Annotated in this window: 29 protein-coding genes; 5 read left to right on the forward strand and 24 right to left on the reverse strand. The window is 68.8% G+C overall.

The window, feature by feature from the left end:
• Positions 1-2 precede the first annotated feature (2 nt).
• The 14 genes from ACK4SC_RS08600 to ACK4SC_RS08665 all read right to left on the reverse strand — a co-directional run bounded on the left by ACK4SC_RS08600 (position 3) and on the right by ACK4SC_RS08665 (position 12,344).
• Entirely contained in the window at positions 3-2,051 is a 2,049-nt protein-coding gene (locus ACK4SC_RS08600) for a cytochrome c oxidase assembly protein (protein WP_409617081.1), read from the reverse strand.
• A gap of 169 nt (positions 2,052-2,220) precedes the next feature.
• Positions 2,221-2,493 carry an HU family DNA-binding protein gene (locus tag ACK4SC_RS08605; protein ID WP_096419964.1) on the reverse strand — a complete coding sequence of 91 codons (273 nt, stop codon included), beginning with the start codon at positions 2,491-2,493 and terminating at the stop codon, positions 2,221-2,223.
• A gap of 79 nt (positions 2,494-2,572) precedes the next feature.
• Positions 2,573-2,878: a 30S ribosomal protein S14 gene (gene rpsN, locus ACK4SC_RS08610; protein ID WP_096419966.1), complete on the reverse strand. Its 306-nt coding sequence runs from the start codon at positions 2,876-2,878 to the stop codon at positions 2,573-2,575.
• 2 nt (positions 2,879-2,880) lie between these two features.
• Positions 2,881-3,048, reverse strand: coding sequence for a 50S ribosomal protein L33 (gene rpmG / locus ACK4SC_RS08615; RefSeq protein ID WP_096419968.1), 168 nt, complete (start codon positions 3,046-3,048; stop codon positions 2,881-2,883).
• The gene (rpmB, locus tag ACK4SC_RS08620) at positions 3,048-3,284 is read right to left on the reverse strand and encodes a 50S ribosomal protein L28 (protein ID WP_096419970.1); all 237 of its coding nucleotides are present in this window, start codon (positions 3,282-3,284) and stop codon (positions 3,048-3,050) included. Before rpmB ends, rpmG begins: the two co-directional genes overlap by 1 nt.
• A gap of 152 nt (positions 3,285-3,436) precedes the next feature.
• Entirely contained in the window at positions 3,437-3,841 is a 405-nt protein-coding gene (locus ACK4SC_RS08625) for a Fur family transcriptional regulator (RefSeq protein ID WP_409617083.1), read from the reverse strand.
• A complete protein-coding gene (locus ACK4SC_RS08630; protein WP_409617085.1) occupies positions 3,838-4,686 on the reverse strand; it encodes a metal ABC transporter permease in 849 nt (282 codons plus the stop codon). The genes ACK4SC_RS08625 and ACK4SC_RS08630 overlap by 4 nt, the downstream gene beginning before the upstream one ends.
• Entirely contained in the window at positions 4,686-5,618 is a 933-nt protein-coding gene (locus tag ACK4SC_RS08635; protein WP_409617087.1) for a metal ABC transporter permease, read from the reverse strand. Before ACK4SC_RS08635 ends, ACK4SC_RS08630 begins: the two co-directional genes overlap by 1 nt.
• A 4-nt stretch (positions 5,619-5,622) precedes the next feature.
• Complete coding sequence (locus tag ACK4SC_RS08640) at positions 5,623-6,444, reverse strand: metal ABC transporter ATP-binding protein (protein ID WP_409617089.1); 822 nt, start codon at positions 6,442-6,444, stop codon at positions 5,623-5,625.
• A 5-nt stretch (positions 6,445-6,449) separates the two neighbouring features.
• Positions 6,450-7,649: a metal ABC transporter substrate-binding protein gene (locus ACK4SC_RS08645; RefSeq protein ID WP_409617091.1), complete on the reverse strand. Its 1,200-nt coding sequence runs from the start codon at positions 7,647-7,649 to the stop codon at positions 6,450-6,452.
• 103 nt (positions 7,650-7,752) lie between these two features.
• Positions 7,753-9,114 carry a dihydrolipoamide acetyltransferase family protein gene (locus ACK4SC_RS08650; protein WP_409617093.1) on the reverse strand — a complete coding sequence of 454 codons (1,362 nt, stop codon included), beginning with the start codon at positions 9,112-9,114 and terminating at the stop codon, positions 7,753-7,755.
• Positions 9,115-9,131: 17 nt separating this feature from the next.
• On the reverse strand, positions 9,132-10,109 hold the full coding sequence (locus tag ACK4SC_RS08655; protein WP_409617095.1) for an alpha-ketoacid dehydrogenase subunit beta: 978 nt from the start codon (positions 10,107-10,109) through the stop codon (positions 9,132-9,134).
• On the reverse strand, positions 10,106-11,221 hold the full coding sequence (locus tag ACK4SC_RS08660) for a thiamine pyrophosphate-dependent dehydrogenase E1 component subunit alpha (protein ID WP_409617097.1): 1,116 nt from the start codon (positions 11,219-11,221) through the stop codon (positions 10,106-10,108). Before ACK4SC_RS08660 ends, ACK4SC_RS08655 begins: the two co-directional genes overlap by 4 nt.
• Positions 11,222-11,255: 34 nt before the next feature.
• On the reverse strand, positions 11,256-12,344 hold the full coding sequence (locus tag ACK4SC_RS08665; RefSeq protein ID WP_409617099.1) for a histidinol-phosphate transaminase: 1,089 nt from the start codon (positions 12,342-12,344) through the stop codon (positions 11,256-11,258).
• Between the two features lie 95 nt (positions 12,345-12,439).
• On the opposite strand from ACK4SC_RS08665, the gene ACK4SC_RS08670 reads away from it, so the two are divergent.
• Positions 12,440-12,838 (forward strand): phage holin family protein, encoded by a 399-nt coding sequence (locus tag ACK4SC_RS08670; RefSeq protein ID WP_409617101.1) that lies wholly within the window; start codon positions 12,440-12,442, stop codon positions 12,836-12,838.
• Between the two features lie 20 nt (positions 12,839-12,858).
• Here the strand turns inward: ACK4SC_RS08670 and ACK4SC_RS08675 are convergent, their stop codons facing one another.
• Together ACK4SC_RS08675 and ACK4SC_RS08680 are read right to left on the reverse strand one after the other, a co-directional pair.
• Positions 12,859-14,277 (reverse strand): hypothetical protein, encoded by a 1,419-nt coding sequence (locus ACK4SC_RS08675; protein ID WP_409617102.1) that lies wholly within the window; start codon positions 14,275-14,277, stop codon positions 12,859-12,861.
• Positions 14,274-14,540 (reverse strand): hypothetical protein, encoded by a 267-nt coding sequence (locus ACK4SC_RS08680; protein WP_409617104.1) that lies wholly within the window; start codon positions 14,538-14,540, stop codon positions 14,274-14,276. Before ACK4SC_RS08680 ends, ACK4SC_RS08675 begins: the two co-directional genes overlap by 4 nt.
• A gap of 225 nt (positions 14,541-14,765) precedes the next feature.
• Here ACK4SC_RS08680 and ACK4SC_RS08685 point away from each other — a divergent pair, with 225 nt between their 5' ends.
• Entirely contained in the window at positions 14,766-15,206 is a 441-nt protein-coding gene (locus ACK4SC_RS08685; RefSeq protein WP_409617173.1) for a low molecular weight protein-tyrosine-phosphatase, read from the forward strand.
• Positions 15,203-16,588, forward strand: a complete 1,386-nt coding sequence (gene purB, locus ACK4SC_RS08690) for an adenylosuccinate lyase (protein ID WP_409617106.1) — start codon at positions 15,203-15,205, stop codon at positions 16,586-16,588. The genes ACK4SC_RS08685 and purB overlap by 4 nt, the downstream gene beginning before the upstream one ends.
• Positions 16,589-16,597: 9 nt before the next feature.
• On the opposite strand, the gene ACK4SC_RS08695 is transcribed toward purB, so the two are convergent.
• The 8 genes from ACK4SC_RS08695 to ACK4SC_RS08730 all read right to left on the reverse strand — a co-directional run bounded on the left by ACK4SC_RS08695 (position 16,598) and on the right by ACK4SC_RS08730 (position 22,598).
• Complete coding sequence (locus tag ACK4SC_RS08695) at positions 16,598-16,852, reverse strand: ABC transporter ATP-binding protein (protein WP_409617108.1); 255 nt, start codon at positions 16,850-16,852, stop codon at positions 16,598-16,600.
• Positions 16,849-17,454, reverse strand: a complete 606-nt coding sequence (locus ACK4SC_RS08700) for a hypothetical protein (protein ID WP_409617109.1) — start codon at positions 17,452-17,454, stop codon at positions 16,849-16,851. Before ACK4SC_RS08700 ends, ACK4SC_RS08695 begins: the two co-directional genes overlap by 4 nt.
• A 69-nt stretch (positions 17,455-17,523) precedes the next feature.
• A complete protein-coding gene (gene dnaB, locus ACK4SC_RS08705) occupies positions 17,524-18,909 on the reverse strand; it encodes a replicative DNA helicase (protein WP_409617111.1) in 1,386 nt (461 codons plus the stop codon).
• 421 nt (positions 18,910-19,330) lie between these two features.
• Positions 19,331-19,792, reverse strand: coding sequence for a 50S ribosomal protein L9 (gene rplI, locus ACK4SC_RS08710; protein ID WP_409617112.1), 462 nt, complete (start codon positions 19,790-19,792; stop codon positions 19,331-19,333).
• 9 nt (positions 19,793-19,801) lie between these two features.
• Entirely contained in the window at positions 19,802-20,062 is a 261-nt protein-coding gene (gene rpsR, locus ACK4SC_RS08715; protein WP_096420059.1) for a 30S ribosomal protein S18, read from the reverse strand.
• 53 nt (positions 20,063-20,115) lie between these two features.
• Positions 20,116-20,655 (reverse strand): single-stranded DNA-binding protein, encoded by a 540-nt coding sequence (locus ACK4SC_RS08720; protein WP_409617114.1) that lies wholly within the window; start codon positions 20,653-20,655, stop codon positions 20,116-20,118.
• Positions 20,656-20,659: 4 nt separating this feature from the next.
• Positions 20,660-21,022, reverse strand: coding sequence for a 30S ribosomal protein S6 (rpsF, locus tag ACK4SC_RS08725; protein WP_409617116.1), 363 nt, complete (start codon positions 21,020-21,022; stop codon positions 20,660-20,662).
• Positions 21,023-21,155: 133 nt separating this feature from the next.
• Positions 21,156-22,598, reverse strand: a complete 1,443-nt coding sequence (locus tag ACK4SC_RS08730; RefSeq protein ID WP_409617118.1) for a CCA tRNA nucleotidyltransferase — start codon at positions 22,596-22,598, stop codon at positions 21,156-21,158.
• Positions 22,599-22,680: 82 nt separating this feature from the next.
• Between ACK4SC_RS08730 and ACK4SC_RS08735 the strand changes: the two genes are divergently transcribed.
• Positions 22,681-24,702 (forward strand): DUF6049 family protein, encoded by a 2,022-nt coding sequence (locus ACK4SC_RS08735; RefSeq protein WP_409617120.1) that lies wholly within the window; start codon positions 22,681-22,683, stop codon positions 24,700-24,702.
• Positions 24,699-26,366, forward strand: a complete 1,668-nt coding sequence (gene murJ, locus ACK4SC_RS08740) for a murein biosynthesis integral membrane protein MurJ (RefSeq protein WP_409617122.1) — start codon at positions 24,699-24,701, stop codon at positions 26,364-26,366. Before ACK4SC_RS08735 ends, murJ begins: the two co-directional genes overlap by 4 nt.
• Positions 26,367-26,386: the final 20 nt, after the last annotated feature.

Consider the following 26,386-nt stretch of genomic DNA (forward strand, 5'->3'; position numbering starts at 1 on the left):
GGCTATCCCCGGGCGGCGTCGCGGTCGGCGCGCTGGGCGAGCATCGCGTTCCACGCCGCGAGCTCGGCGTCGCCGTCACGGTCGGCCTGGCGGTCGCGCCGCTTCGTCTCCTTCTTGTCGGCGCGCGACCACATCCAGACCACCAGCATTGCGAGAGTCAGGGTGGGGATTTCGCCGACGCTCCAGGCAATGCCACCCCCGCGCTGCTGATCAGCCAGCGGAGTGATGCCCCACTCGCGCCCCATCGCTCCGTACCACTCGGGCAGCAAGAGCCCCGTGCCCGACAGCAGGAACAGCCCGAAGAAGGCGTGGAACGCCATCGTCGCCATGAGGATCAATAGCCGGATCGGGTACGGCGGCCGGTACGGCGCCGGGTCTTCGCCGATCAGCGAATTGACGAACAGGTAGCCAGACAGGAGGAAGTGCACGATCATCCACTGGTGGCCGAGGTGATCGGTCACGGCCCACCGGAACAGCGGCGAGTAGTAGAAGACCAGGAGCGACACGGCGAACACGATCGAGGCGACGATCGGGTGCCCGACAAACCCCGCCCACTTCGAGTGCACGATCGCGAGGATCCACTCGCGGGGGCCGCGCGAGCCGTCTTTGCGGGCGTGAATCGCCCGCGCCGCGAGCGTGACCGGAGCGGCCAGCACCAGCATCACGGGAATCGCCATCGACAGCACCATGTGGCCGAGCATGTGGATGCTGAACAGATACTTCTCGTAAACCGCCAGCCCCGAATTGGTCACCAGAAACAGCGTGACCATGCCGAGGGTCCACAGGATCGTGCGGTGGATCGGCCATCGGTCGCCGCGGCGGGCCAGGCGCACGGCGCCGGCCAAATAGAAGAAGAGGCCGAAAGCGGCAAGCAGGGTCCACAGCAGGTTGAGGTCCCACTCGGTCGCGAGACGCCACCACACAAACTCGGGGGGAAGGGGTGACCCGGTGAGCAGCTCGGCTGGGGTCGGGTCGGGCAGCTCGGTCACAGGCACCTGGGGCGCGGGAGTCGCCGTGCGCCCGAGCGCCGAGGCCACGCCCATCGCGACACCCATGACCGCGAGCTCGGCAACCACGATTGTCCAGAAGCCGATCGCCGGCCGGGGAGACGTCTCAACCCGGGCGATGACCGCGCGGCGGTAGCTGGCGCCGAAGATGCCGAGCACGACGAGGGCGGCGGATTTGGCGATGACGAGCATCCCGTATTCGGTACCGAGCCCCGCGAGGTCGCCGATGCGCAGCTGCGCGCTGACCAGCCCAGAGGCCGCGACGACGACGAACGCGATCAGGGCGAGGGTCGAGTAGCGGCGCAGCACGGCGGGCAGTGCGTCGCCGAGCGGGCGGCGCAGCACGATCAGCGCGAGCAGGCCGCCCACCCAGATGGCTGCGAAGACGCTGTGCAGGAAAACGGCGGTCACCGCAGCGTCGTGGTCGGCGGTTCCGCCGGCGTGCCCGGTCTGCGCAACGGGCCACAGCGCGGCGACGGCGACGAGACCCACCACGGCGACGAGGCTCGGGTGCCGCAACACGAAGCAGAGCACGGTGACGACCGCCGCCATGAGTGTCGTGGCTAGCCACGCGCGGCCAAGCTCGACCTCGCCGAAGAAAACGCCGAGCACGCGACCGAACTCGGGCTCGAGGCTGATCGGCTGGGTGAAGACGGTCAAGAACGTGAAGAACCCGGTCAGCGCGCTCGCGAGCGTCCAGACGGCGGCAGAACCGGCGGCGATATCGAGGGCGCGGCCGTACGCCTCGCCCTGGATGCTCAGGGCAATCAGGGCGAGCAAGATCGCGCCGATCGCGCCCGCCGCCCCGAGGTTCACGAGCAGCTTGCTCGCGGGAAGGCCCCACCGCACCACCGCGCCGGGGTCGGAGAACAGGGGAGCGTCGGCACCGCCTCCGTAGGCAAGACCCGCGATGAGAGCGAGCGTTCCGCCGACGAGCAGCGCGCCGACGCCGAGCGCCGACCACGGGGCACGGCGCAGCCAGCGGGGATCCACGCGGGAGGTGTCCGTGTCGGGCACGGTGGTGTGCGTCGATGACGCGCTCACCGCATCCCCCTTTCGCGCTGTGTGATTCGGGCGTTCCGAGCCTACGCGAGCCGTGCTTCGCAGCAGCCGGGAACGCAACGAGGCGCCCCCGCCCAGGGCGGGAGCGCCTCGTGTGGTCGGCAGTAATGCCGAGCGGTCAGGTGGCCGAGAGGCCACGCAGCCGGAGGTACTACTTGACGGCAGCCTTCAGCTTGCTGCCGGCGCTGACCTTGACGCCGTTCGACGCGGCGATCTGGATGGTCTCACCGGTCTGCGGGTTGCGGCCGGTACGAGCGGCACGCGAGGTGCGCTCGAACGACAGCCAGCCGGGGATGGAGACCTTGGTGCCACTGGCGACAGCGCCGGAGACGGTCGAGAACAGACCATCGAGGACGCGGTTGACGTCAGCCTGGCTCAGGCCCGACTCAGCAGCCACAGCGGCGACGAGCTCGGAACGGTTCATTGTGTCCTCCTCGGACCTCAGGATTGTTCAGACTCATCCCCGCGAAATCTCGCGATATCGCGGGGAATCGCCCCTGAAACTACCAGCTTGACTTCGTGATGCCGGGCAATTCGCCGCGGTGCGCCATGTCGCGGAAGCGGACACGCGAGATGCCGTACTTGCTGAGGACACCGCGGGGACGCCCATCGATGGCGTCGCGCGAACGCAGACGAACCGGCGACGCGTCGCGCGGAAGCTTCTGCAGCGCCTTGCGGGCCGCCTCACGCGACTCGTCGGTGCCGTTCGGGTCGACGAGGGCCTTCTTCAACTCGAGTCGCTTCGCGGCGTACCGCTCAACGATCACCTTGCGCTGCTCGTTGCGCGCGATCTTGCTCTTCTTCGCCATTCTTAGCGCTCCTCGCGGAATTCGACGTGCTTGCGGACGACCGGGTCGTACTTCTTCAGCACGAGACGGTCGGGGTCGTTGCGGCGGTTCTTGCGGGTCACGTAGGTGTACCCAGTACCGGCGGTCGACCGAAGCTTGATGATGGGGCGGACGTCCTGCTGCTTGGCCATTAGATCTTCTCCCCGCGAGCGATGAGGTCCTTGACGACCGACTCGATACCGCGCGCGTCGATCACCTTGATGCCCTTAGCCGACAGCGTCAGGGTGACGTTCCGGCGCAGCGAGGGCACGTAGTAGGTCTTCTTCTGGATGTTCGGATCGAACCGACGCTTCGTGCGGCGGTGCGAGTGTGAGATGTTGTGCCCGAAACCAGGGGTGGCTCCGGTCACCTGGCAGACGGCTGCCATGGTTCCTCCAACTATTCGGCTACCGTACGGCGAACGCCGTACCCAAGGTCACTTGTCGGCACGCGAGACCCGCCGGATCCGCTCCAGTAGCTGGTTGAGCGGGGCGAGATGCGCACAAGAAGCCAGGCTCGCGCCTGACACAATCCTCTAGCTTACGGGGTGTCGGGCGATTCCGACAATCGCGAGCACGCGGGGCACAGCCCGAAGATGTCAACGACGTGCTCGGCCTTCGTGTAGCCGTGCTCGGCGGCGACCTGCCGCGCCCACTGCTCGACCGGGTCGGCCTTGATTTCTTCCGTGGCACCGCAACGCCGACAAATCAGGTGGTGATGATGGGTGTCGGGCGTGCACGCGCGGTAGAGGGCTTCGCCGTCCTGCGTCAGCGTGTCAGCCTCGCCCTCGTCGGTGAGGTCGGTGAGGGCGCGATACACGGTGGCGAGCCCGATCGTCGTGCCAGAGTCGCGCAGGGCACCGTGCAGCGCCTGCGCGCTGATGAACCCGTCGGATGCGCCGAGTGCCGAGCGCACCGCCTCTCGCTGCCAGGTGTTTCGCTTCATGACCCCACCAGGGTACGCGGAGTGCGGGAGGGCTGGGGGGCGCCCCGTCGCGCCGTGCGGGGGCGCAGCATCCGACCGATCAGTACGCAGGCGCCGACGGCGAGTGCGATGACGACCGTGATCGCACCTCCCGCCGCGATCGAGAACGCCCGTGAGAGGAAGACCCCGGCCACCGCGGATGCGGCGCCGATCAGCGGCGCAAGCACCAACACGGCGTTCGTCGACGAGACCAGCTGGCGGGCGGCGACGGCGGGCCCCACGATGAGGGCGATGGCGAGGATCGCGCCGATCGCGGGCATGATGACGACGACGGTTCCGGCAATGAGCGCCACGATCGTCGCCTCCGCGACCCACGGCCGGTATCCGGCAGCGCGGTACCCCAACTCATCGACCGTCGAGAACACGAGATGCCGACCGCGCAGGGCGATCACGATCGCCGCGATGGCGAACATGGCCGCCGTCAGCGTGATGTCGCCCCAGCCGACCGTGAGAATCGACCCGACGAGGAAGCTCTCGACCGAGATGGGGAGCGAGGGATTGGCGGACTGCAAAAGGGCGCCGAGGGCGAATCCGAAGGTCAACACGACGCCGGCGGCGACCTGAGCACCCTGTTCGCGCACGCGAGAAATGAGCGTCATGAGGGCGACGAGCGCGATGCTGAACACGGCGGCTCCGAGCACGACGCTCACGCCGAGCACGGCGGCCACGACGGCGCCCGGGAAGGTCGCGTGGGTGAGCGCCGTCGTGAAGAAGGCGCGGCGGCGGAGGACCACGAACGTGCCGACGAGGCCGGCGACGCCTCCGGCAAGCACGGCCTCTAGCAGGGCGCGTTCGAAGAACCCCATCAGCGCGCCGCCTCGGGAACCGACGGCGTTGGCCGGGTGCGGGCCGTCGGTGACGGCTCGCCCTCCGCCCGCCCGGTGGGGCGAGGCCCGTGTCGATGCAGCATGCTCGCCGCCAGCACGATGCCGTAGATCACAACGAGCATCGTGATAACGGAGGCCCCGCCGGCGAGCGGGATGCCGTAATCAACGGATGCGCGGAAGCCGATCAGCAGGCCGCCGTAGCCAGCGAGTGCTCCCGTCGCGATCGAGATCGCGACCATCCAGCCGATGCGGTGGGTCAGCAAGCGCGCCGCGGCACCGGGCACGACGAGCAGCCCGAGGGCGAGCAGGTTGCCGACGGCCGCGGTCGCCGCGACGATCAGCACGGCCACCGCGACGGCGAGCACGAGGTCGGTGGCCAGCACGCGGTGTCCGGCGGCGCGCGCTGCCAGCGGGTCGTGCGCGCGGAACAACTGGGTGCGCCACACCGCGATGATCGCCACGGTCGCGGCGGCGGCGATCGCCACGGTCAGCGTGACGTCAGCGTCGGTCACGGTGAGCAGGCGGCCAAACAGCAGCTCTTGAAGCTGGCCGACGTAGTCGGACTGGCGCGAGACGATGATCACGCCGATGCCGAACATGACCGTCAGCACAACGGCGATCGCCGAGTCGCTCGCAAGCGCGGTTCGGGTGAGGAGGGTGAACGCAACCGCGGCGATCGCTGCGGCGATGAGCCCACCCGGAACGAGCCCCTCGCGCCCGCCGAGGGCGAATCCGATCACGATCCCGGGAAAGACGGCGTGCACGAGCCCGTCGCCCACGAACTGGAGCGATCGCAGGGTCACCATTACGCTCGCGAGCCCGAGAGCGACCGCCAACACGAGCATGACGATGAGCGGGCGCTGCATGAACGGCAGCGCGAAGGGGCTGCTCAGCCAATCGACGACGGTCATGATCTCAGGCGTGGCCGTCGTGCGGGGGCACAACCACCGTGTGCTCATCAACCTCGACCTGGTGCCCGGCGAAGACCCGCTCGAGGTTGTCGAGGGTGAGTACGTCGTCGCGCGGGCCGGCGGCGACCTGCACACCGTTGACGAGCAGCACGCTGTCGCAGACGGCTCGGGCGAGGTCGAGGTCGTGCGTGGAGATGACGAAGGCGACGCCCTCGGCCTTGAGTTCGCGCACGATGTCGAGCAGGGTGTCGCGGCTCGTCTGGTCGAGCCCGTTGAACGGCTCGTCGAGGACGAGCAGCCGCGGAGACGACACGAGAGCGCGTGCGAGCAGCCCGCGCTGCTGCTGGCCGCCCGACAGTCGGCCGAAGCGTGAACGGTGATGCGCCGCAAGGCCGACGCGGGCGAGTGCCGCATGCACGGCGGCACGGTCGGCGCGGCCCGGCCAGCGCCAGCCGAGCTTCCGATAGCGGCCCATCATCACGACCTGGTCGAGGGTGACCGGAAATTCGGGGTCGAGTCCCGCCGTCTGCGGCACGTATCCGACCCTGCTGCGCGCGGCAGCGGGCGAACGGTCGAGAACCCGCAACTCGCCAGCGGCCAGCTGGGTCAGGCCGAGCAATCCGAGGATAAACGTGGACTTACCGGCCCCGTTCGGTCCGATCACGGCGAGCGCCTCGCCCGGCGCCACGTCGAGCGTCACATCGCTCAGCGCGGGAGGGTTCGACCCGTAGCGAAACGCGGCGCCGCGAGCACTGACGGCCGGGCGCACGGCGACGGCCGGCTCCCGAGGAGGAGAGCCGGCCGTCGCGGAGGTATCGGGGGTCACGCCCCTCATTCTGCCAATGCGGCGGGGACGGGAGCCGGTTCGGCGCCCCAGGCGGTGACCAGGACGGTCACGTTGTGGATCATCGACCCGATGTAGGTCTCCCCCGGCGAGCCGGCGGGGCCGAGCGAGTCGCCGTAGAGGCCGTCGTTTCCGCTGAAGACCTGAACACCCGCCTCGTTCGCAATCGTTTCGGCTGCGGCCGGCGAGAGCGTGGTCTCGCTGAACACCGCGGTCGCTCCTGAGTCGCGAACGCTCGCAACGAGGCGGTCGATGTCGGCGGCGCTCACCTCAGCGTTGTCGTCGAAGCTCGGAATGATGGCGCCGACGTAGGTGACATCGTAGGCGTCCACGAAGTAGCCGAAGGCCTCGTGATTGGTGACGAGCAGTCGGTCTGCGGGGTCAACGGCGCCAATGCTCTCGACGATCCACGCGTCGAGCTGCTCGAGCTGAGCGATGTAGGCGGCCGCGTTGGCCTCGTACACCTGGGCGTTGTCGGCATCGGCGGCGGCGAGACCCTCGGCGATCGCCTCGACCATGGCGGCAGCGTTCGCCGCACTGGTCCAAATGTGCGGGTCATCGCCCTCGTGGGCGTGGCCGTGGTCGTCGTGACCGTGGTCGTCGCCGTGCGCGTGGTCATCACCCTCGTGGGCATGGTCGGCGTGGCCGTGGTCATCGTGGCCGTGGTCATCGTGACCGTGGTCATCGTGGCCGTGGTCATCGTGGCCGTGGTCGTCGGCGTGGTCGTCGGCGTGGTCGTCGCCACCGTGGTCGTGGCCGTGGTCACCGGCGAACTCGATCAGACCGACGCGGGTGCTGGCGTCAATCGTGGTGCCGGCGAAGCCCGAGGCCTCGACGGCGTCATCGAGCCACTCTTCAAGCCCGGCGCCGTTGATCACGAGCACGTCGGCGCCGGCCAGGGCGGCGAGGTCGGAGGCGGTCGGGTCGAAGCTGTGGGTGCTCTGGTTCGCCTGGATCAGGGCGGTGACCTCGGCGAGCTCGCCGGCGACGCGCTGGGTGAACTCGGCGGTGTGCGTCGTGCTCGCCACGACGGTCAGCGCGGGGGCGGCCGCGGGAGCCTCAGGCGTGGCAGCGTCGGCATCGGGGTCAGCGGTCGCGCAGCCCGACAGGCCGATCGCGAGCACGGATGCGGCGAGCAGCGCGGGTACGCCGCGAGTGAGCGATCGATGGGGGGTGATCGTGGTCATGACGGTCTCTCTAGCGAGGGGTCGGTCGGACCCGTCGAGACTACGTCTTACTGATAACGATTGTCAAAACGGTTCTCAATAGTGCCCCGTGCCGACACCGCCGTCAATCGAGCAGGAGCGCGGGCTCCTCGATGACGGATGCAACGTCGGCAAGGAACCGGCTCGCCACATCGCCGTCCACCACACGGTGGTCGAAACTTGCCCCCAGGGTGGTCACGAAGCGCGGACGCACCTCGCCGTCGACGACCCACGGCTTCTGCTTAATCGTGCCGAGCGCCACGATCGCCACCTCGCCCGGGTTCAGGATCGGCGTGCCGGTATCCATGCCAAACACACCGATGTTGGTGACCGTGATCGTTCCCTCCGCCATGTCGGCGGGCTGCAACTTGCCGTCGCGGGCGGTGATCGTCAGCTGCTCGATCGCCTGCGCGAGCTCTCGCAGGCTCAGGTCTTGGGCGTTCTTGACGTTCGGCACGACGAGCCCGCGAGGAGTGGCGGCAGCGAACCCGAAGTTCACAAAGTGATGAACGATGATCTCGGTGTCGGTCCACGTCGAGTTCACCGTGGGGTTTCGTCGCACCGCCCAGATCATCGCCTTAGCCATGATCAGCATGGGTGAGACCTTGACGCCAGCGAAGTCGGGGCTGGCCTTCAATCGCTTGACGAACTCCATCGTGCGGGTCGCGTCGACATCGACGAACACGCTGACGTGCGGGGCGCTGAACGCGCTCTTCACCATGCCGGCAGCGATGGCCTTGCGCACACCCTTCACCGGGATGCGGTCCTCACGCGCCGTCGGCTGCTCCGGCGTCGTGATGTTGCGGAACACGCTCGCCTGCTGTGCATGCCGAATGACGTCGTCGCGCGTCACCTCGCCGCCGATACCCGTACCGGCCACCTCCGCGAGGTTCACGTCGAGGTCTTTGGCCAGCTTCCGGATGGGAGGCTTCGCCAGCACCGGAGCGGCCTCGGCGACCGGCAGCGAACGCGGCTTCGGGGAGGCAGCGGCCGCCTCAGCCTGGGGAGCGTGATCGGTCACGCCCACTCCGGCCGAGCGGCGACGACGCGACGCCACGTGACCGCCCTTCGAGCCGTAGCCGACGAGCACGGCGCCGGAACCGGAGTCGGCACCGTCGGAGGCGACCGTTCCCTTGGTGTCGGCCACAGCATCCGCCGTTTCGGTCTGCGCGCTCGTCGGCGCCGTCGGCTCCGCGGGCGCATCACCGGCGCCGCGCACGCGAATAATCGGGGTACCCACCTCGACCGTGTCGCCCTCGCCGACCAGCAGGGCATCGACCGTGCCCTCGAAGGGGCTCGGCAGTTCAACGAGCGACTTGGCGGTCTCGATCTCGACGATCACCTGGTTGACCGCGACGGCGTCGCCGGGGGCGACCTTCCACTGCACGATCTCGGCCTCGGTGAGACCCTCACCGACGTCGGGGAGCGGAAACTCGGATGCGGTCACGGTGTCCTCCAGGCGGCTCAGTAGGCGAGCGAGCGGTCGACGGCGTCGAGGATGCGGTCGACGTCGGGAAGGTAGGCGCCCTCGAGCTTCGCGGGCGGGAAGGGAGTGTCGAAGCCCGACACGCGCACGACGGGTGCCTCGAGCGAGTAGAACGCGCGCTCGGATACGGTCGCGGCAATCTCGGAACCGACGCTGACGTTGCCCGGCGCCTCCTGCGCGACGACGAGTCGCCCCGTGCGACGCACCGACTCGAGCAGGGGCTCGTAGTCGATGGGAGACAGCGAGCGCAGGTCGACCACCTCGATGCTCGTGCCCTCCTCCTCGGCGAGCTGGGCCGCATCCAAGAGCATGCTCACCATCGCGCCGTGGCCGACGACGGTGACATCGGTGCCGGTGCGCACGACGCGACTCGAATGCATTCCCCCACCGGCATCCTCGAGGTCGACCTCACCCTTCGGCCAGTATCGGCTCTTCGGTTCGAAGAACAACACGGGGTCGGGGCTCTCGATGGCCTGCTGAATCATCCAGTACGCGTCGTGCGGGGTCGCGGGGCTCACCAGGCGAAGCCCCGCCGTGTGGGCAAAGTAGGCCTCGGGGCTCTCCTGGTGATGCTCGACGGCACCGATGTGTCCGCCGTACGGCACCCGGATCACGACCGGCAACTGCAGGGTGCCCTCGTGCCGCGCCGTCAGCTTCGCCAACTGCGTCGTGATCTGGTCGAACGCGGGAAAAATGAAGCCGTCGAACTGAATCTCGACGACCGGGCGGTAGCCGCGCATCGCCAGGCCAATCGCGCTACCTACGATGCCCGATTCGGCGAGAGGAGTGTCGAGAACGCGGTCACCGCCGAAGCGCTGCTGCAGCCCCTCCGTGACCCGAAAAACCCCGCCGAGGCGCCCGATGTCCTCGCCCATCAGCAGAACGCGCTCGTCGGCCTCCATCGCGGCGGCGAGGCCCGCGTTGAGGGCCTTCGCCATCGTCATCGTCTCGGTCATGCCTGCTCCTCGAACGATGCCTCGTACCGGGCGAGCCACTCGGCCTGCTCGGCCATGAGGGGATGCTCGTCGCTATACACATGACGGAACATGCTGTCCGCGGGCGGCGGCTCCATCGCGAGGGTCTGGCGGCGCGCGTCGGCGGCGAGATCCTCGCCCTCCTGTCGCACGTCGTCGAAGAAGGCGTCGCCCTCGCCGCGCGCCTTCAAGAAGGTCTCGAAGCGGGAGATGGGGTCGCGCTCCTGCCAGTAGGCGACCTCGTCACTCGTGCGGTACTTGGTGGGATCGTCGCTCGTGGTGTGCGCGCCCATACGGTAAGTGAGCGCCTCGATGAAGCGAGGGCCCTCGCCGCTGCGCGCAGCATCCAGCGATTCGGCGGTCGCCGCGTAGCTGATGAGCACGTCGTTTCCGTCGATCTGAACGCTCGGAATGCCGAAGCCGGCGGGGCGCCGATACAGCGGCGTGCGCGACTGCACGCTGACCGGCACCGAGATGGCCCAGTGGTTGTTCTGCAGAAAGAACACCTGCGGAGTCTGGTAGCTCTGCGCAAACACATACGCCTCGTTGACGTCGCCCTGGCTGGTGGCCCCGTCTCCGAAGTAGACGAGAACGGCGGTGTCGCGCTCTGGGTCGCCCGTGCCGACGAGCCCGTCGAAGCGAACGCCCATCGCATAGCCGGTGGCGTGCAGGGCCTGCGAGCCGATGACGAGCGTGTAGAGGTGGAAGTTGCCAGTGTCGGCGGGGTTCCAGCCACCGTGGGTGAGGCCGCGCAGCATCGCGATGATGCGCGTGAGGTCGAGTCCGCGCAGCCGACCGACCGCGTGCTCGCGGTAGGCCGGGAAGATGTGGTCCTGCGCGCGGGCGGCGAAGCCCGATCCCACCTGCGCTGCCTCTTGGCCGATGCTCGGAATCCAGAGGGCGAGCTGGCCCTGGCGCTGCAGGTTGCCCGCCTCGATGTCGAAGCGACGCGTCACCGCCATGTGGCGGTAGAACGCGCGCAAGGTGTCCTCGTCGAGCGCGTCGACCCGGTCGCGGTACCGCTCGGTCTCATCGGAGTAGCGAAGGGTTCCGTCGGGCGCGAGCAACTGCAGGGTCTCGGCCGTGTACGACATGGGTTCCACTCTAGGCGGGGGGAGGGGTGACCGTTCAGAGGTCGCGGACAACCTCGCCCGCTACGCGCAGGAGGGTCGGCACAGATTCATGCTCGGCGACGGATATACGAATGCCGTCGTCGGGGAAGGCGCGGCCGATGATTCCCGCCTTCTCAAACCGCTCCGCGACCTCGGCCGTGCGACCACCCGTGGGCAGCCACACGAAGTTGCCCTCCGTGGGCGGCACGTTCCAGCCCTGCTCGCGCAACGCGGTTTCCACTCGATCGCGCAACGCCACCAAGTGGTCGACCTGTGCGCGCAACTCGTCCTCATGATCAAGCGCGGCCATGATGGCGCGCTGAGCCACCTCGGTGACCGACAACGGAATTTGCGTGCTGCGGGCGGCCTCAATCACCGCGCGGTGGCCGACGGCGTAGCCCGCGCGCAACCCTGCGAGGCCATACGCCTTCGAAAACGTGCGCAGCACGACGAGGTTGGGGTAGCGGCCGATGAGTTCGGAACCGTTCACCGCCGCGCGGTCGCGCACGAACTCGGCATATGCCTCATCGAGCACGACCAGCAAGGTGGGCGGCACGATGCGCATGAACGCCTCGAACTCGTCGGCGGTCACCGTCGTGCCGGTCGGGTTGTTGGGCGAACAGACCAGGACGATGCGGGTGCGCTCCGTGATCGCCGCCGCCATGGCCGCCAGGTCGTGTCGGAAGTCGGCGGTCAAGGGCACCGGCACCGCCGTGGCCCCTGCGATCGTCGTCAGCAGCGGGTAGGCCTCGAAGCTCCGCCAGGCGTACACGGCTTCGTCACCCGGAGTGCACGAGGCCTGGATCAGCTGCAGCAGGATCGACACCGATCCGGCGCCGACGATCACCTCGTCGGGGTCGACGCCGTGGCGCTCAGCGAGGCGCTCGCGCACGGCGAGCGCCGTCGCGTCGGGGTAGCGGTTGGGCGACGACTCGGCGATGGCCGCCATGACCGCCGGGTGCGCGGGGAACGGGTTCTCGTTGCTGGACAGCTTGAACGCGGAGGCGGACGCCTGGCGTCCCTGGCGGTACGCGGGAAGGGCGACGATCTCGTCGCGAAGCCGCACCGGCGGCTCGGTGGGGGTCGGATGCTCGGGGGCGCTCACGCGACCAGCGTACGCGGGCGCGTGGCGCGCATCCGACTCGACAGTCGCTGAGAATTCATTGGACGCGCGCGACGGACGGCGGCCAGAATGGAGCCATGTCCCGCTTTATCGTGCGCCTGATCATCAACGCCGTTGCCCTGTGGTTGACCACCCTGATCGTCTCCGGGGTGAGCGTGGTTCCGTTCGGTGACGGCGACACCACCGCGGTCGTGCTGACCTATCTGCTGGTGGCGCTGATCTTTGGCGTCGTCAACGGGGTCATCGGCAATCTGATTCGGATCGTCGCGTTCCCGCTGTACATCCTGACCCTGGGGCTCATCGCGCTCATTGTGAACGGGCTTCTGCTGCTGCTCGTCGCGTGGATCTCGAGTCTCATCGGCTTCGGCCTGGAGGTGGACGGCTTCTGGTGGGGTGTGCTGGGTGCGATCGTGCTCGGCCTCATCAGCTGGCTGATTGGCATCGTGCTGAAGCCCCTCGTCGGGAAGACGCGCTAGACCGATCGCCTCAGAGGGCCTTACTCGGCATCGAGGATGCGCGTGGCCTCGTAGTGCCGTACGGCACCGATTCCCGAGGTCGTCGGGAACCGCTGTCGCGCGGCGACAAGCGCGGGATCGTCACTCGCGTCGACGAGAGCCGCCGTGCCGTGATAGCTCGTGGCAGCATGCGGCAGGAAGAGGTCGCTCGCTCCGTCGGGTAGCGCACGCGTGGTGACGACCGTGGCACTGGTCTCGCGTCGCAGACCCGATGCCGCAGTGATGATGTCGTCGTCGTGCTCAATCACGATCGCCGGATAGTCGCCGGTCACCGGAAAGTTGCCGAGCGGACCGCCGATGGTGATGAGGCCGGCGGTGTTCCACGTGCCACTCTCGGCGTGAACGGTGGCCACGGCGGCACCCTGCGAGTGCCCGGTGAAGACGACGGGGCTACTGGCCGTCGCCCCGGCGTCTCGCAGGGCGAGCTCGACGGCCTGAACCGAGGTGGCGTCGGGCTGGCCGGCGACCAGTGCCCCGTTGCTCGCCATGTCGAAGGGGTTCGTGCCTCCCGCCTCGGCGGTCGGGTTCGTGCCCGCGATGTACACCTCGAAGCGCGGCCCCGTGGGACCCTCGTATCGCTCGACCCGCACCTGCGGTCCGCTGCTGTCGGGGATGCGCACCACGCGGTCGCTGATCGACTGCGGCGGTGGGGTTCGTCGCTCGAGGGTCGACGGCGCGGGGGTGGGAACCCCACCGACGACGCTGACCCGCTCGACACGGGCGGGGGCCGTGCCGCGGATTCCGATAACCGCAGCGAGCCCGGTGAGAACGGCCGCGGAGCTGGTGACACCCGTGATCCCGAGCCCGGGCTCGCCGATCAGGGGGACGAGGGCGGGAGGGGCTCCGGCGGCCCCGAGGGCGGCGTCGTCGAGCAGAGACACGAGCCACCGAGCAAGCTCTACGCCCTCCGGGGTAGCGAGGCGCTGACCCACGAGGTTCAGGCCGCGCCCCGCGGCCGCCCCGAGCGTCGTCGCCGCAGCAGCGCGGAGGTGCTCGGGAAGCAGCTGGGCGACACGCGCCGCCTGCAGCGCTGCGGGCAGGAGCATCACGCCACCAATGAGGGCCACTCGGGAGCCGATGAGCCCCAGAAGCGCAGCCGCTTGGCTCGCGGCAGCCTCGATTCCACGCTGTGCAGCGTGGTCGGCGCCGATCATCAGATCAGCAACCGAGGTCAGCGCAGACGCCAGCGCCTCCAACCGTTGGACGGCGTTTCGCGTGGCAACAACCGCCTGATCGAGCTGCGCGAGCGCATAGCTGTCGAGACCGGGGCCGTACGCGCTGCGGGCGAGGCGCTCGGCGAACGCGCAGCGGTCAGCCTGTGCGCGCAGCTGGACGCACATGGACTCGAGAACGGTGCCCGAAACGACGGTCGTGCCGGGCGCGGTGACCGTCAGCGTCATCGGCCGTGCCCCGACTCAGCCGCACACGCGAGAGCAGTGACGTGCGCCCGGGCGTTCGTGAGCGCCACATCAGCATCGGCGAGCAGCGTCTCGACACGTCGCGCCTCGGCGTCATAGACGACACGAATCGGCCCCGCGAAACCCACTCTCGACTCGGGGCCGGGAAGCTGTGTCGGCGCTGCGCGCACGATGTCGACAGCGTTCGCGAGTTGGCGCTCGCGCGCGCGCAGGCTAGCCGCCAGGAACGGATCGGAAGAATTCATGCCCGGAGAGTGCCTCGCCGGCGCAACCGCGAGCATCCCGTGCCCGCCGCGTGAGGGCGTATCCGACCACCTCGCGCATGGGGAGGAGTGTCGGGCCCCCGGCATTCCCGGCAGAATGGGCGGGTGAGCAGCGAGTCGCAGGAAGGCGCGGAGGGGGATACCCGACCCGCGGCACCCGTCTTCCGCATTTGCTTCGTGTGCACCGGCAACATCTGCCGGTCGCCCATGGCGGAGGCCGTCATGCGACACCTCATCCGCGAGCGCGGCTATGAGGCCCTCGTCACCGTCGATTCGGCCGGAACGGGCGAGTGGCACGTGGGCGAGCCGGCCGACCCGCGCACGATCGAGGCACTCGCGCGTCGCGGGTACGAGGCCGACGACCACCGAGCGCGCCAGTTCGACCCCGCGTGGTTCGCGACCCACGACCTCGTGATCGGCTTTGACCGCGGTCACGAGCGCATTCTGCGAAGCTGGGCCCCGAGCGACGATGCTCGGGCGAGCGTGCAGATCATCACCGATGTCGACCCCGAGGGCGCGGGTCTCGATGTTCCCGACCCCTACTACTCCGACGCCGACCTCTTCGACCAGGTGCTCAGCGTGATCGAGCGATCGTGCCGCGCCCTCCTCCACCAGCTCGAACCCGCACTACGACAGGGAGCCCGATGACCACCCTCAGCCCGCAGCCGCTCAGCCCGCTCGACGGTCGGTACCGCAGCCAGGTCGGCGACCTCGGCAACCACCTGTCGGAGGCCGGACTCAACCGCGCGCGCGTGCACGTCGAGGTTGAGTGGCTGATTCACCTCACCGACCACGAGTTGCTGGGTGCCCGGAGTCTCAGCGATGACGAGAAGGCGGCGCTGCGCGGTCTCGTCGACGGCTTCGGCGACGAGGACGTGGCCGCGCTGGCGACGCGCGAAGCGGTGACCCGGCACGACGTCAAGGCCGTCGAGTACCACGTGCGCGACCACCTCGCCGCGATCGGACTGGGCGACCTCGCCGAACTCACGCACGTCGCGTGCACGAGCGAAGACATCAACAACCTCGCGTACGCGATCACGATCCGTGACGCGGTCCGACACGAATGGATGCCCCGGGCACGGGTGGTCGTCGAGGCGCTGCGCGAGCGGGCGCTCACCTGGCGCGCCGTGCCGATGCTCTCGCGCACGCACGGGCAGCCGGCCACTCCCACCACCATGGGCAAGGAGCTCGCCGTGTTCGTGCACCGTCTCGAGCGGCTGCTGGCCAGCGTCGAGGAGGTCGAGTACCTCGGCAAGTTCTCGGGCGCGACGGGCACCTTCGCCGCTCACGTTGCCGCCGACCCCGACCACGACTGGCCCGCGTCGTCGAAGCAGTTTGTCGAGCACCTGGGGCTCACCTGGAACCCGCTCACAACGCAGATCGAGTCGCACGACTGGCAGGCACAGCTGTATCAGCGCATCGCGCACGTGGGCCGGGTGCTGCACAACCTCTGCACCGACGTGTGGACCTACATCTCGATGGGGTACTTCCGGCAGATTCCGCAGGAGGGCGCCACGGGCTCGTCGACGATGCCGCACAAAATCAATCCCATCCGGTTCGAAAACGCCGAGGCGAACCTTGAGTTGTCGGCGGCGCTGCTCGACTCCCTCGCCGCGACCCTCGTTACCTCGCGACTGCAGCGCGACTTGACCGACTCGTCGGCGCAGCGCAACATCGGTGTCGCACTCGGCCACGCCCTCCTCGCGCTCGACAACATCGTGAAGGGGTTGGGCGAGATCGCGCTCGACGAGGACGCACTCGCGCGCGACCTGGAGGGTAATTGGGAGGTGCTGGGCGAGGCGATCCAGACGGTGATCCGGGCCGAGGTGACGGCGGGTCGCTCGACGATCAGCGACCCGTACGCCCTGCTCAAGCAGCTGACCCGCGGGCACCGCGTCTCGGGCGACGAGCTGCGAGAGTTCGTCGACGGCCTCGACATTTCCGACGAGGCCAAGGCTCGTCTGAGGGTGCTCACGCCGGCGACGTATGCCGGTCTCGCCGACGCGCTGACGGGCTACATCGAGCGCTGAGCGCCCTGACTACTGCTGGTCGCCACCCTGCTGCTCGGCGGCCCACCGCTCACCGTCAGCGGGAGCGTTCGGCGTCACCGCGAGCATCAGCATCGCCAGCACGATGAGGTCGATGACGAAGGTGGCGCCGAAGAAGATCAGCGACAGCATCCAGTCGCGCGTCACCATGAAGGTCACGAGGCCGATGAAGGCGGCGACGACGGCGGCGAGGCCAACGAGTTCGCCAGGACGCAGGCGTTCGCGGCGGGGCGTCTTGTCGGTCATGGGGTTGGCTGCTCCTTGGCTGATGTTGCGGCCCACTTCGCACTGAAGCCGGCGATGATGAGGTAGACGCCCACGATGACGGCGTAGGCGCCGAAGAATCCGACGGCGCTGACCGAATCGCCGACGGCGACGAGAATCAGCGCGAGGATGATCGTGCCCGCGCCGACCGTGATTCCGTCGCGGGCGAGCGGCGTCACGCCGCGGTGACGCAGCCCCCACACGATCTCGTAGGCGCCGGCGAACACGCCGTAGGCGCCGAGGGTCAGCAGCAGGAACGGCAGAAGGTTGCCCTCCAGCCCGGCGACGAGGGCAAATGAGGCGGCAGCGACGACCGCCGTGATGACCGACAGCCCGCGGTGCAGCGAGCGCACGGGTTCGCTGGCGGCGAGACGCAGGGTGGTCAGCACCAACACAACGGCAGTGACGGCGCCGAACACGCCGAGCGAGATCAGCCCCATCGTGGCCGAGTGGTCGGGCGTGAACGTGATCACGAGTCCGACGACGATTGCCGGAATCGCGCGCGCGATCGGCGCGAGCCAGGCAGGCGTGGATGCACGCTCGCCGTTCTCGGTATCACTGTCGGTGGATGGGGCGGTCACCATAGCTCACAAGCGTAGGGCCGGGAGCCGTGAGGCTCCTGCATCGGCCGGGCCGCACGCGCTGAGGTTCGGCTACACCCGTGGCATGTCGGCGAAGCGCGACAGGTGGCCCTGGAAGGCGACCGTGATGGTGTCGGTCGGGCCGTTACGGTGCTTGGCGACGATGAGGTCGGCCTCGCCGGGCCGGGCGCTCTCTTTGTCGTAGGCGCTGTCACGGTGCAGCAGGATCACCATGTCGGCGTCTTGCTCGAGCGAGCCGGATTCGCGCAGGTCGCTGATCGCGGGCTTCTTGTCGGCTCGCTGTTCGGGGCCACGGTTGAGCTGCGACAGGGCGACGACCGGCACGTGCAGCTCTTTGGCCATAAGTTTCAGCGCTCGCGAGAACTCGCTGACCTCCTGCTGACGCGATTCGACGCGCTTACCGCTCGTCATGAGCTGCAGGTAGTCGATGACGACCATCTTGAGCCCGACGGTTTGCTTGAGGCGACGGCACTTGGCTCGAATCTCGACCAGCGTCATGTTGGGGCTGTCGTCGATGTACAGCGGGGCGTCGGCAATGCGGCCACGGGTGGCGGCGATCGCCGTCCAGTCGCGGCCCTCGAGTGTGCCCTTGCGCATCGCGTGCAGGGGGATGGATGCCTCGGCCGAGAGCAGACGCATGGCAATCTCGCTGCGCCCCATCTCGAGCGAGAACACGATGGTGGGCTGCTGGTGCTTGATGGCGGCAGCGCGCGCCAGGTCGAGCGCCAAGGTCGACTTACCGAGCGCGGGCCGCGCGGCGATGAGAATCAGCTGGCCACCGTGGAGGCCGTTGGTCAGCTGGTCGAGGTCGGCGAACCCCGTGGGGACCCCGGTCATCTTGCCGTCGAGGCCCTTCGCCGCTTCGATCTCATCGATCGCCTCGCCGACCGCCTGGGTGAGCGGAACGTAGTCTTCCGTCTGCGTGCCCCCGGCGACGCCGTAGATCTCGGCCTGCGCATTGTTGACGAGGTCGGTCACCTCGCCCTCGGAGGCGTACCCCATCTGAACGATGCGGGTGCCGGCCTCGACGAGGCGGCGCAAGACGGCCTTTTCGGCGACGAGCGAGGCATAGAAGCCGGCGTTCGCGGCCGTCGGCACCAGACTCGTCAGGGTGTGCAGGTAGTCGGCGCCGCCCGCGCGGGTCAGGTTGCCCGTCTTCGTCAGTTCGTCGGCAACGGCGATGACGTCGGTGGGTTCGCCGTGCGCATACAGCGACATGACCGCGTCGAAGATGATCTCGTGCTTGGGCACGTAGAAGTCGACCCCGCGCACGACCTCGATGACGTCGGCGACAGCGTCTTTGCTGAGCAACATGCCGCCCAGGGCGCTCTGCTCGGCGAGCAGGTCGTGCGGGGGAGTGCGCTCGGCGCGGCGGTCACCCTCGCGGCCATCACCCGATCGGGGATCGATGGCGGCGGAGATGTGGGCGATCGACACGGGCGGCGCCTTTCTGTCATCGGGTGTGACAACTGTTTACGCGGGAGCACCGACACGGGCGGCAGGCCCCGCTCGGGACGGTCTCGGGACGACGACGGTTCACCCTAGGGAGGGGCCAGACGGGTGCTCAAACGGTGCCTGTGGATAAGTCTGGGGAGAGCTGCGGAAAACGCCGCTGTCCCGTGTGAAGAAAGTGTGGAGTCGCCTGTGGATACGGTGGGGGATAACGCACCCGTATCCTCTCTGACCAGGTATTTTTATCTCCACACCGTGTGTGGAAAAAGAGGCTTCAAGCACTGCATGAAGCTTCTGCACAACGCGCGAATGCTGTGGACGAATGTGGGGGGAAAGCCTTGACAACGGGCACAAAAAAGCGGTACCCGCGACGAGTGTCGCGGGTACCGCCCGGGGCGAAAAGGCCCTACTTCTTCTTCTTCTCGGCCACCACGTTGAGGGTGATGGTCGCCACGATCCCGTCGCGGAGCTTCAGGATCGCCTCGTGGGTCCCCACCGACTTGATGGGGGCCACGAGTTCGACGAGACGCTTGTCGATCGAGCCGATCCCGGCCTTCTCGACCGCCGCCGCCACGTCGCCGGTCTTGACCGAGCCGAACAGGCGGCCCTCGGCGCCCGCGGTCACCGTGAGGGTGACCGGGTTCGCCTCGAGGCGCAGCTTCAGGTCTTGGGCCTCCTCGATCGTGGCGTGCTCGCGCGCGGCGCGGGCGGCCTTGATCGACTCGACCTGCTTCTCGCCACCGCGGCTCCACGCCACGGCGAAGCCCTGGGGGATGAGGTAGTTGCGGGCGTACCCGTTCTTGACCTCGACGACGTCGCCGGCCGAGCCGAGGCCCGACACTTCCTGCGTAAGAATGAGCTTCGACATCGTGACTCCTTAGCGTCCGGCGCCCGCGTACGGAAGCAGGGCCATCTCGCGGGCGTTCTTCACGGCCTTCGCGATCAGTCGCTGCTCCTGCACCGAGACACCGGTGATGCGGCGGGCGCGGATCTTGCCGCGCTCGGAGATGAACTTACGGAGGGTGGCGACGTCCTTGTAGTCGATGACGCCAACCTTGATCGCCTTCGCGGGGGCGGCGTTCTTCGCGCCCTTTCCGCCGCGAGGCTTGCGGCGGTCGCCGCTGCTCTTGCCAGCCATAGTGGTTGTCCTTTACCTGTAGATCTGAGTGAAGAGTGTTCGGGGTGACCGAATCAGAACGGAGTGTCGTCCGCGTACGAGCCCGGCGTGTTCCACACGTCGCCCCCGGAGGCCTGGCCTCCGGCCGCACCGCCCGCGCCCGACGACGACTGGGCGCCCCACGGCTCGTCTGCAACCGCGGCGCCGCCCCGGTTGCCTGCGCCCATCTGGCCACCGCCAGCGCCGCCACCCGAGGAACGGGCGACCTGAGCGGTCGCGTAGCGCAGGCTCGGGCCGATCTCGTCGATCTCGAGCTCGATGGTGGTGCGCTTCTCGCCTTCCTTGGTCTCGTAGGAACGCTGCTTGAGGCGTCCCTGCGCGACCACGCGCATCCCCTTCGTCAGCGACGAGGCGACGTGCTCGGCGAAGTCGCGCCAGACGCTCGCGCGGAGGAACAGCGCTTCGCCGTCCTTCCACTCGTTCGACTGGCGGTCGTAGGTGCGCGGCGTCGACGCGATGGTGAAGTTCGCCACCGCGAGACCGTTCTGGGTGTACCGCAGCTCCGGGTCGGCAGTCAGGTTGCCCACCACGGTGATGACGGTTTCGCCGGCCACGGGCTTACTCCGCGGCCTTTGCGGCGGCGCGCTCGGCCTTGGCGTCGGCCTCAGCCTTCGCGGCGGCGAGGTTCGCGATCGCTTCCTCGGCGCGGAGCACCTTCGTGCGCATGACAGCCTCGCTGAGCTTCAGCTGGCGGTCGAGCTCGACGGTGGCCTCCGACGTGGCGGTGAAGTTGACGACGGCGTAAATGCCTTCGCTCTTCTTGTTGATCTCGTAGGCAAGACGGCGCTTGCCCCAGATGTCGACGTTCTCGACGGAACCGCCGGCGTTGCGAACAACGCCGAGGAACTTGTCGAGGCTCGGGGCGACAGTGCGCTCGTCGATCTCGGGGTCGAGAATGACCATCAATTCGTACTGATGCATGACTCACCCACCTCCTTCGGACTCGAACGGCTGCAGACGGTCTGCAGCAGGAGGGTTATGGCATCACGTGTCCGCGCGCGAGCGCACGCAGACAACCGTGACAGCGTAGTCGATCAGGGATGCTCAGCGCTACTCAGCGGGATTCGTTACCGCGCGCGCTCCACCAGTCACGCAACCGCTGCTCGGCCGCGTCGGCCGCGAGTGGGCCTTCGTCGAGCCGCACCTCGAGCAGGTAGCGGTACGCCGCCCCCACCTCGGGCCCCGGACGAAGCCCCAGGATCCGCATGATCTGCTCGCCGTCGAGGTCGGGCCGGATGGCCGCGAGCTCCTCCTGTTCAGCGAGCTCGACGATGCGCTGCTCGAGCTCGTCGTAGGCGTTCTTCAGCCGCGCGGCTTTGCGCTTGTTGCGCGTGGTCACGTCGGCGCGGGTGAGAATGTGCAGCCGCTCGAGCAGCGGGCCGGCATCGCGCACGTAGCGCCGCACCCCCGAGTCGGTCCAGGGTGCATCCGCGTACCCGAAGAAGCGCAGGTGCAGCTCGACCAACCGCGCCACCGCGGTGATCGTTTCCTTATCGAAGCGCAGGGCGGTCAGGCGCTTCTTCGCCATCTTCGCGCCGACCACGTCGTGGTGGTGGAACGTAACGGCGCCATTCGGCTCAAACTTGCGCGTCGCGGGCTTGCCGATGTCGTGCAGCAGGGCCGCGAGTCGCAGTGTGGTGTCGGCCGGAGCATCCCGCTCGCCGCGCGCGCGCTCGAGCTCGATCGCCTGCTCGAGCACGGTGAGGGAGTGTTCGTAGACGTCTTTGTGGTGCGCGTGCTCATCGACCTCGAGGCGCAGCGCCGGCAACTCGGGGAGCACGTGCTCGGCCAGTCCCGTCGCGACGAGCAGCTCGAGGCCTCGTCGTGGCGCGTCGGTCGCGAGGAGCTTCACGAGCTCGTCCCGGATGCGCTCGGCCGAGATGATCTCGAGCCGGCCGCGCATCGCCGTCATCGCCGCGAGCGCCGCCTCATCGATCGTGACGCCCAGCTGCGCGGCAAACCGCACGCCGCGCAGCATGCGCAGTGGGTCGTCGCCAAACGAGCGTTCGGGCGTGGTCGGCGTCGCGAGCACCCCGGCGACGAGGTGGTCGAAACCCCCCGTCGGATCGACGAGTTCGAGCTGCGGAAGCCGCAGAGCAAGCGCGTTGATGGTGAAGTCGCGGCGCAGCAGGTCGCCCTCGAGCGTGTCGCCGAAGGCGACCTCCGGCTTCCGGCTGGAGGGGTCGTACTCGTCGGCGCGATAGGTCGTGATCTCGACGGTGTCATCACCGATGCGCGCCCCAATGGTGCCGAAATCGCGACCGATGTCCCAGTGCGCGTCGACGACCGGACGAATAATGCGGATGATGTCGTCCGGACGCGCGGATGTCGCGAGGTCGAGGTCGTGCACGCCACGCCCGAGGAAGGCGTCACGCACGGGGCCGCCCACCAGCGCAAGCTCGTGGCCGGCCGCGGCAAACCGCTGAGCGAGGGTGGCCAGCGGATCGGCGGCGGCGAGCTCGCGAAGTCGGCTGACGGCCTGGGCCACGCTCTCCATAGTCCCCAGAGTCTAGACTTCCCGTCATGGTCGGGCTGCGGGCGTCGGGGGTTCTGGCGTGCCCGCGCTAAGCGGTCGCCGAATGGCGGCCGGCGCCGTGGTGGCGGCGCTCGCTGTAGGCCCCCTTGCCGCAACCGGTGTCGCCGCCGCGCCCCGCGCATCCGTGCCGGTGGCGACCACGGCAACCGACACCGACGCTCCGGCCGGAGCCGTGACGGTCATCGCAGCGCCGGTCGATGCCGGCGTGCTGCGGGACGGTACCGACCTCGACGTGCGCATCACCGTCAGCAACGGGACGACCGAGCCCATCGCCGGGGCCACCGCGCGGCTGCACCTGACCCTCGAACCGCTCACCGACCAGGCGGCCGTTCGCGCCTGGTTGCGCGACGACGCCCCACCGACGGGTGAGATCGTCAGCACGACACCCCTCGTCACGATCGCCCCTGGGGCCACGGTCGTGGCCTCCCTCACGGTGCCGGCCGACGACATCGACCTCGACGAACGCTTCGGCGTTCGCGCTGCCGGTGTATCGGTGGTCACGAGCGACGGTGCAGCGATTGCCCACGACCGCACCGCGATCGTCGGACAGCCCTCCGGCACGACCGCGGCGGGAGCCGGCATCGCCGTCATCGCGCCGCTGACCGCTCCGGATGATCGGGGCCGCTACCTCAGCGCCGATCAGCTGTCCGCCCTCACCGGTCCCGACGGCCGCCTGACCCGCACGCTCGACGTGGCGCTGAGCGGGGGAGTGGCGCTGGGGGTGGATCCTCGCATCCTGGCCTCGATCCGGGCCCTCGGGGAGGGGGCACCGGCGAGCGCCGTCGCGTGGCAAGAACAGCTCGCCGACTCGGGCATCGAGACGTTCGCGTTGCGCTGGTCAGACGCCGATCCGCTCGCGGGAGTGGGCACGCTCGCGGTCGCATCCCCACCCCCGCTCGGCGCGGGCTCGATCGTGCTGGGCGACGACGGCGAGCCGACCGCGACCCTCGACGACCTCACGGCGTGGCCGCACGCGCTCTCCGACTGGGTGTGGCCGGCCGATGGCAGCATCGGCCGCGACGCGATCGATCCCCTCGTAGCCGACGGCGCGCGCGTCGTGCTGACCCATGCGAGCGACGTCCAGGGCGGCGCCGGCATCACGCGACCCCTCACCGACACGCTGCGAGCGGTCGTGACCGATGAGTTGACCACCGCGGCCGTACGCACGGTCGCCGCCTCCACGAGTGCGCACGTGCGTCGCGCCGCTGTCGCCGAATTGAGCGCGCTGCTGGCGAGCACCGCGGTCCCGGCGACCCCGCTGCTGGGGCTTGCCGATCGCACCGCGGCGCCCAGCGCCCAGGTAGGGCTGCTGCTCGACGAACTCACCGCCCTTCCCTGGGCGCGAACGGCGACGCTCGCTCCGGTGACCGGCCCGGGCGCCAACGGCGACCCCGCGACAGTGACGGCCGAGGCGGCGTCTCCCACCACTGTCGGGCTCGAGGCACTCCTCGAGCTCGAACGCGGCGACGCGGAATTTGCTCGCATCGCCCTCGACCCCCAGACGCTGCTCGCCGACCGCCGTCTCGACCTGCTCGACACCCTCGCGCTCGGGGGCGAGAGCGCCGCCGCCGGGGAGGGCCGATATCGCGGACAGTCAGAACGGTTACGGGCCGCGGTGCAGGTCGTGGAGAGCAACACCATCACCCTGTTCGCTGACCGCACGTCGCTGCCCGTCACCGTGCAGAACAGCCTCCCGGTACCCGTTCGCGTGTTCGTGCGGGTGGAAGCGGCCACGGGTCAGCTGCGGGTCGAAGACCAACGGGTGGAGGCGGTCGTCGACGGCGGCTCACAGGTCCGCGCACTCGTCCCCGTGCAATCGCTCGTGAACGGTGACGTCGACATCCGCGTATCGTTGCGCGCCGAGGACGGCGCGGTGATCGGCACTCCGATCGCGGTGCCCCTCAACCTCCAGGCCGGGTGGGAGACGGCCGGTACCATCGCGATCGGCGGCATCATCGCCGCGCTGTTCGCCGTGGGCCTGGTGCGTGACATCCGTCGTCGCCGCCAAACCCGCGCTGACCGAGCGGATGCTTCCCCCACCCCGACCGAGACGAGCACGCGTTGAGTTCTGGCCCCGCCGCAACCCCCGCCCCCGAAGGCGACGGGCGACGCGACTCGATTGGACGCGCGAGTCTGTTCCTCGCGTCGGGAACGATCGTGTCGCGCATCCTCGGGTTCGTCTCCGCGATCATCCTCGCGCAGGTCGTCGGCACCTCCGGCGCCGGTGACGCCTTCGCGCTCGCGACGACGCTGCCGAACAACATTTACGCGATCATCGCCGGCGGCATCCTCACGGCCGTGCTCGTGCCGCAGATCGTCAAGGCCAGCACCGACCCCGACGGCGGAACACGCTACGTCAACAAGATCATCACGCTCGGCTTCGTCGTCTTTCTCGCCGTCGCCGTCATCGCGACGATCAGTGCACCGCTGCTCGTGGCCCTGTACGCCGAGCAGGCCGGGGATGGATCGCGCGGCTTCTCGCCCGAGATCATGGCACTCGCCACCGCGCTCGCCTACTGGTGCCTGCCGCAAGTGCTGTTCTTCGCCCTCTACAGCCTGCTGGGGGAGGTGCTCAACGCACGCAAGGTGTTTGGCCCGTACACCTGGGCGCCCGTCGTCAACAACATCGTCATGATCGCCGGGCTTCTCACGTTCGCATGGATCTTCTCCGGCGACGTCAGCGACGCGAGTGTCTGGACCCCCGAGATGGTCGCCCTGCTCGGCGGCGCCTCGACCTTCGGCATCGCCGCCCAGGCGTTCGTCCTGTTTCTGTTCTGGCGTCGGGCGGGGCTGCGTTACCGCCCCGACTTCCAGTGGCGCGGTGTGGGGCTCGCACAGACGGGGAAGGCCGCGGGCTGGGTCTTCGGCATGATCCTCGTCACGCAACTGGCCGGAATCATCCACAACCGCGTCGCCTCGCTCGCCGCCGACGACGGAGAGCCATCGCTCGCGGTGCTGCGCTTCGCGTGGTTGATCTTCATCCTGCCGCACTCGATCGTCACGGTTTCGCTCGGAACCGCCTACTTCACCCGGATGAGCGGCCACGCCCGTGACGGACGCCGCGATCTGCTGCGCGACGACATCGGGGCGAGCCTGCGCACGATCACGATGATCATGATGCTCGCCACGATCGGCCTCGCGGTCGTCTCCGGTCCGTTCGCCCGCATCTTCAGCAGCGACCCGGCGCTTGTCGAAGGAATGGCGCGCGTGCTCGTGGCCTTCGTCATCGGCCTGATTCCGTTCTCGACGCTGTTCATCACCCAGCGCGTGTTCTACGCGCTCGACGACACCCGCACCCCCTTCTTCATTCAGCTTGCCCAGGCGGGAATCTTCGTCGTGCTCGCTCTCGTGGTCGCGACCTTTCCCAGCCCCTGGATCGCTCCGGGAATTGCACTCGTCACGACGATCGCCGGCACAGCCCAAACGCTCATCTCGCTCGTCATCTTGCGCAAGCGCCTCGGCGGCATCGGGATGCGCCTGACCGCGCAGCGCACTGGCCTCTTCGCGCTCGCGGCGATTCCGGCGAGCGCCGTCGGCCTCGCGCTCGCCGTCACGATGGGTGCCTTCGAGGGGGGAGCGGCCCGTGAGAACGTCGGTACCGCGATCGTCACCATGGTGGCGATCGGCGGCGCCATGACGGTCACGTACGCGGGGGCGCTTTCGGTGCTGCGCGTTCCCGAGTTCAGCGCACTCGTCGACCCCGTCGCCCGGCGTCTGCGCCGCCGGTAAACACTCGGTGACGGGAATGA

The sequence above is a fragment of the Microcella sp. genome (assembly GCF_046293215.1).
In the GTDB taxonomy this organism is placed as follows: Bacteria; Actinomycetota; Actinomycetes; order Actinomycetales; family Microbacteriaceae; genus Microcella.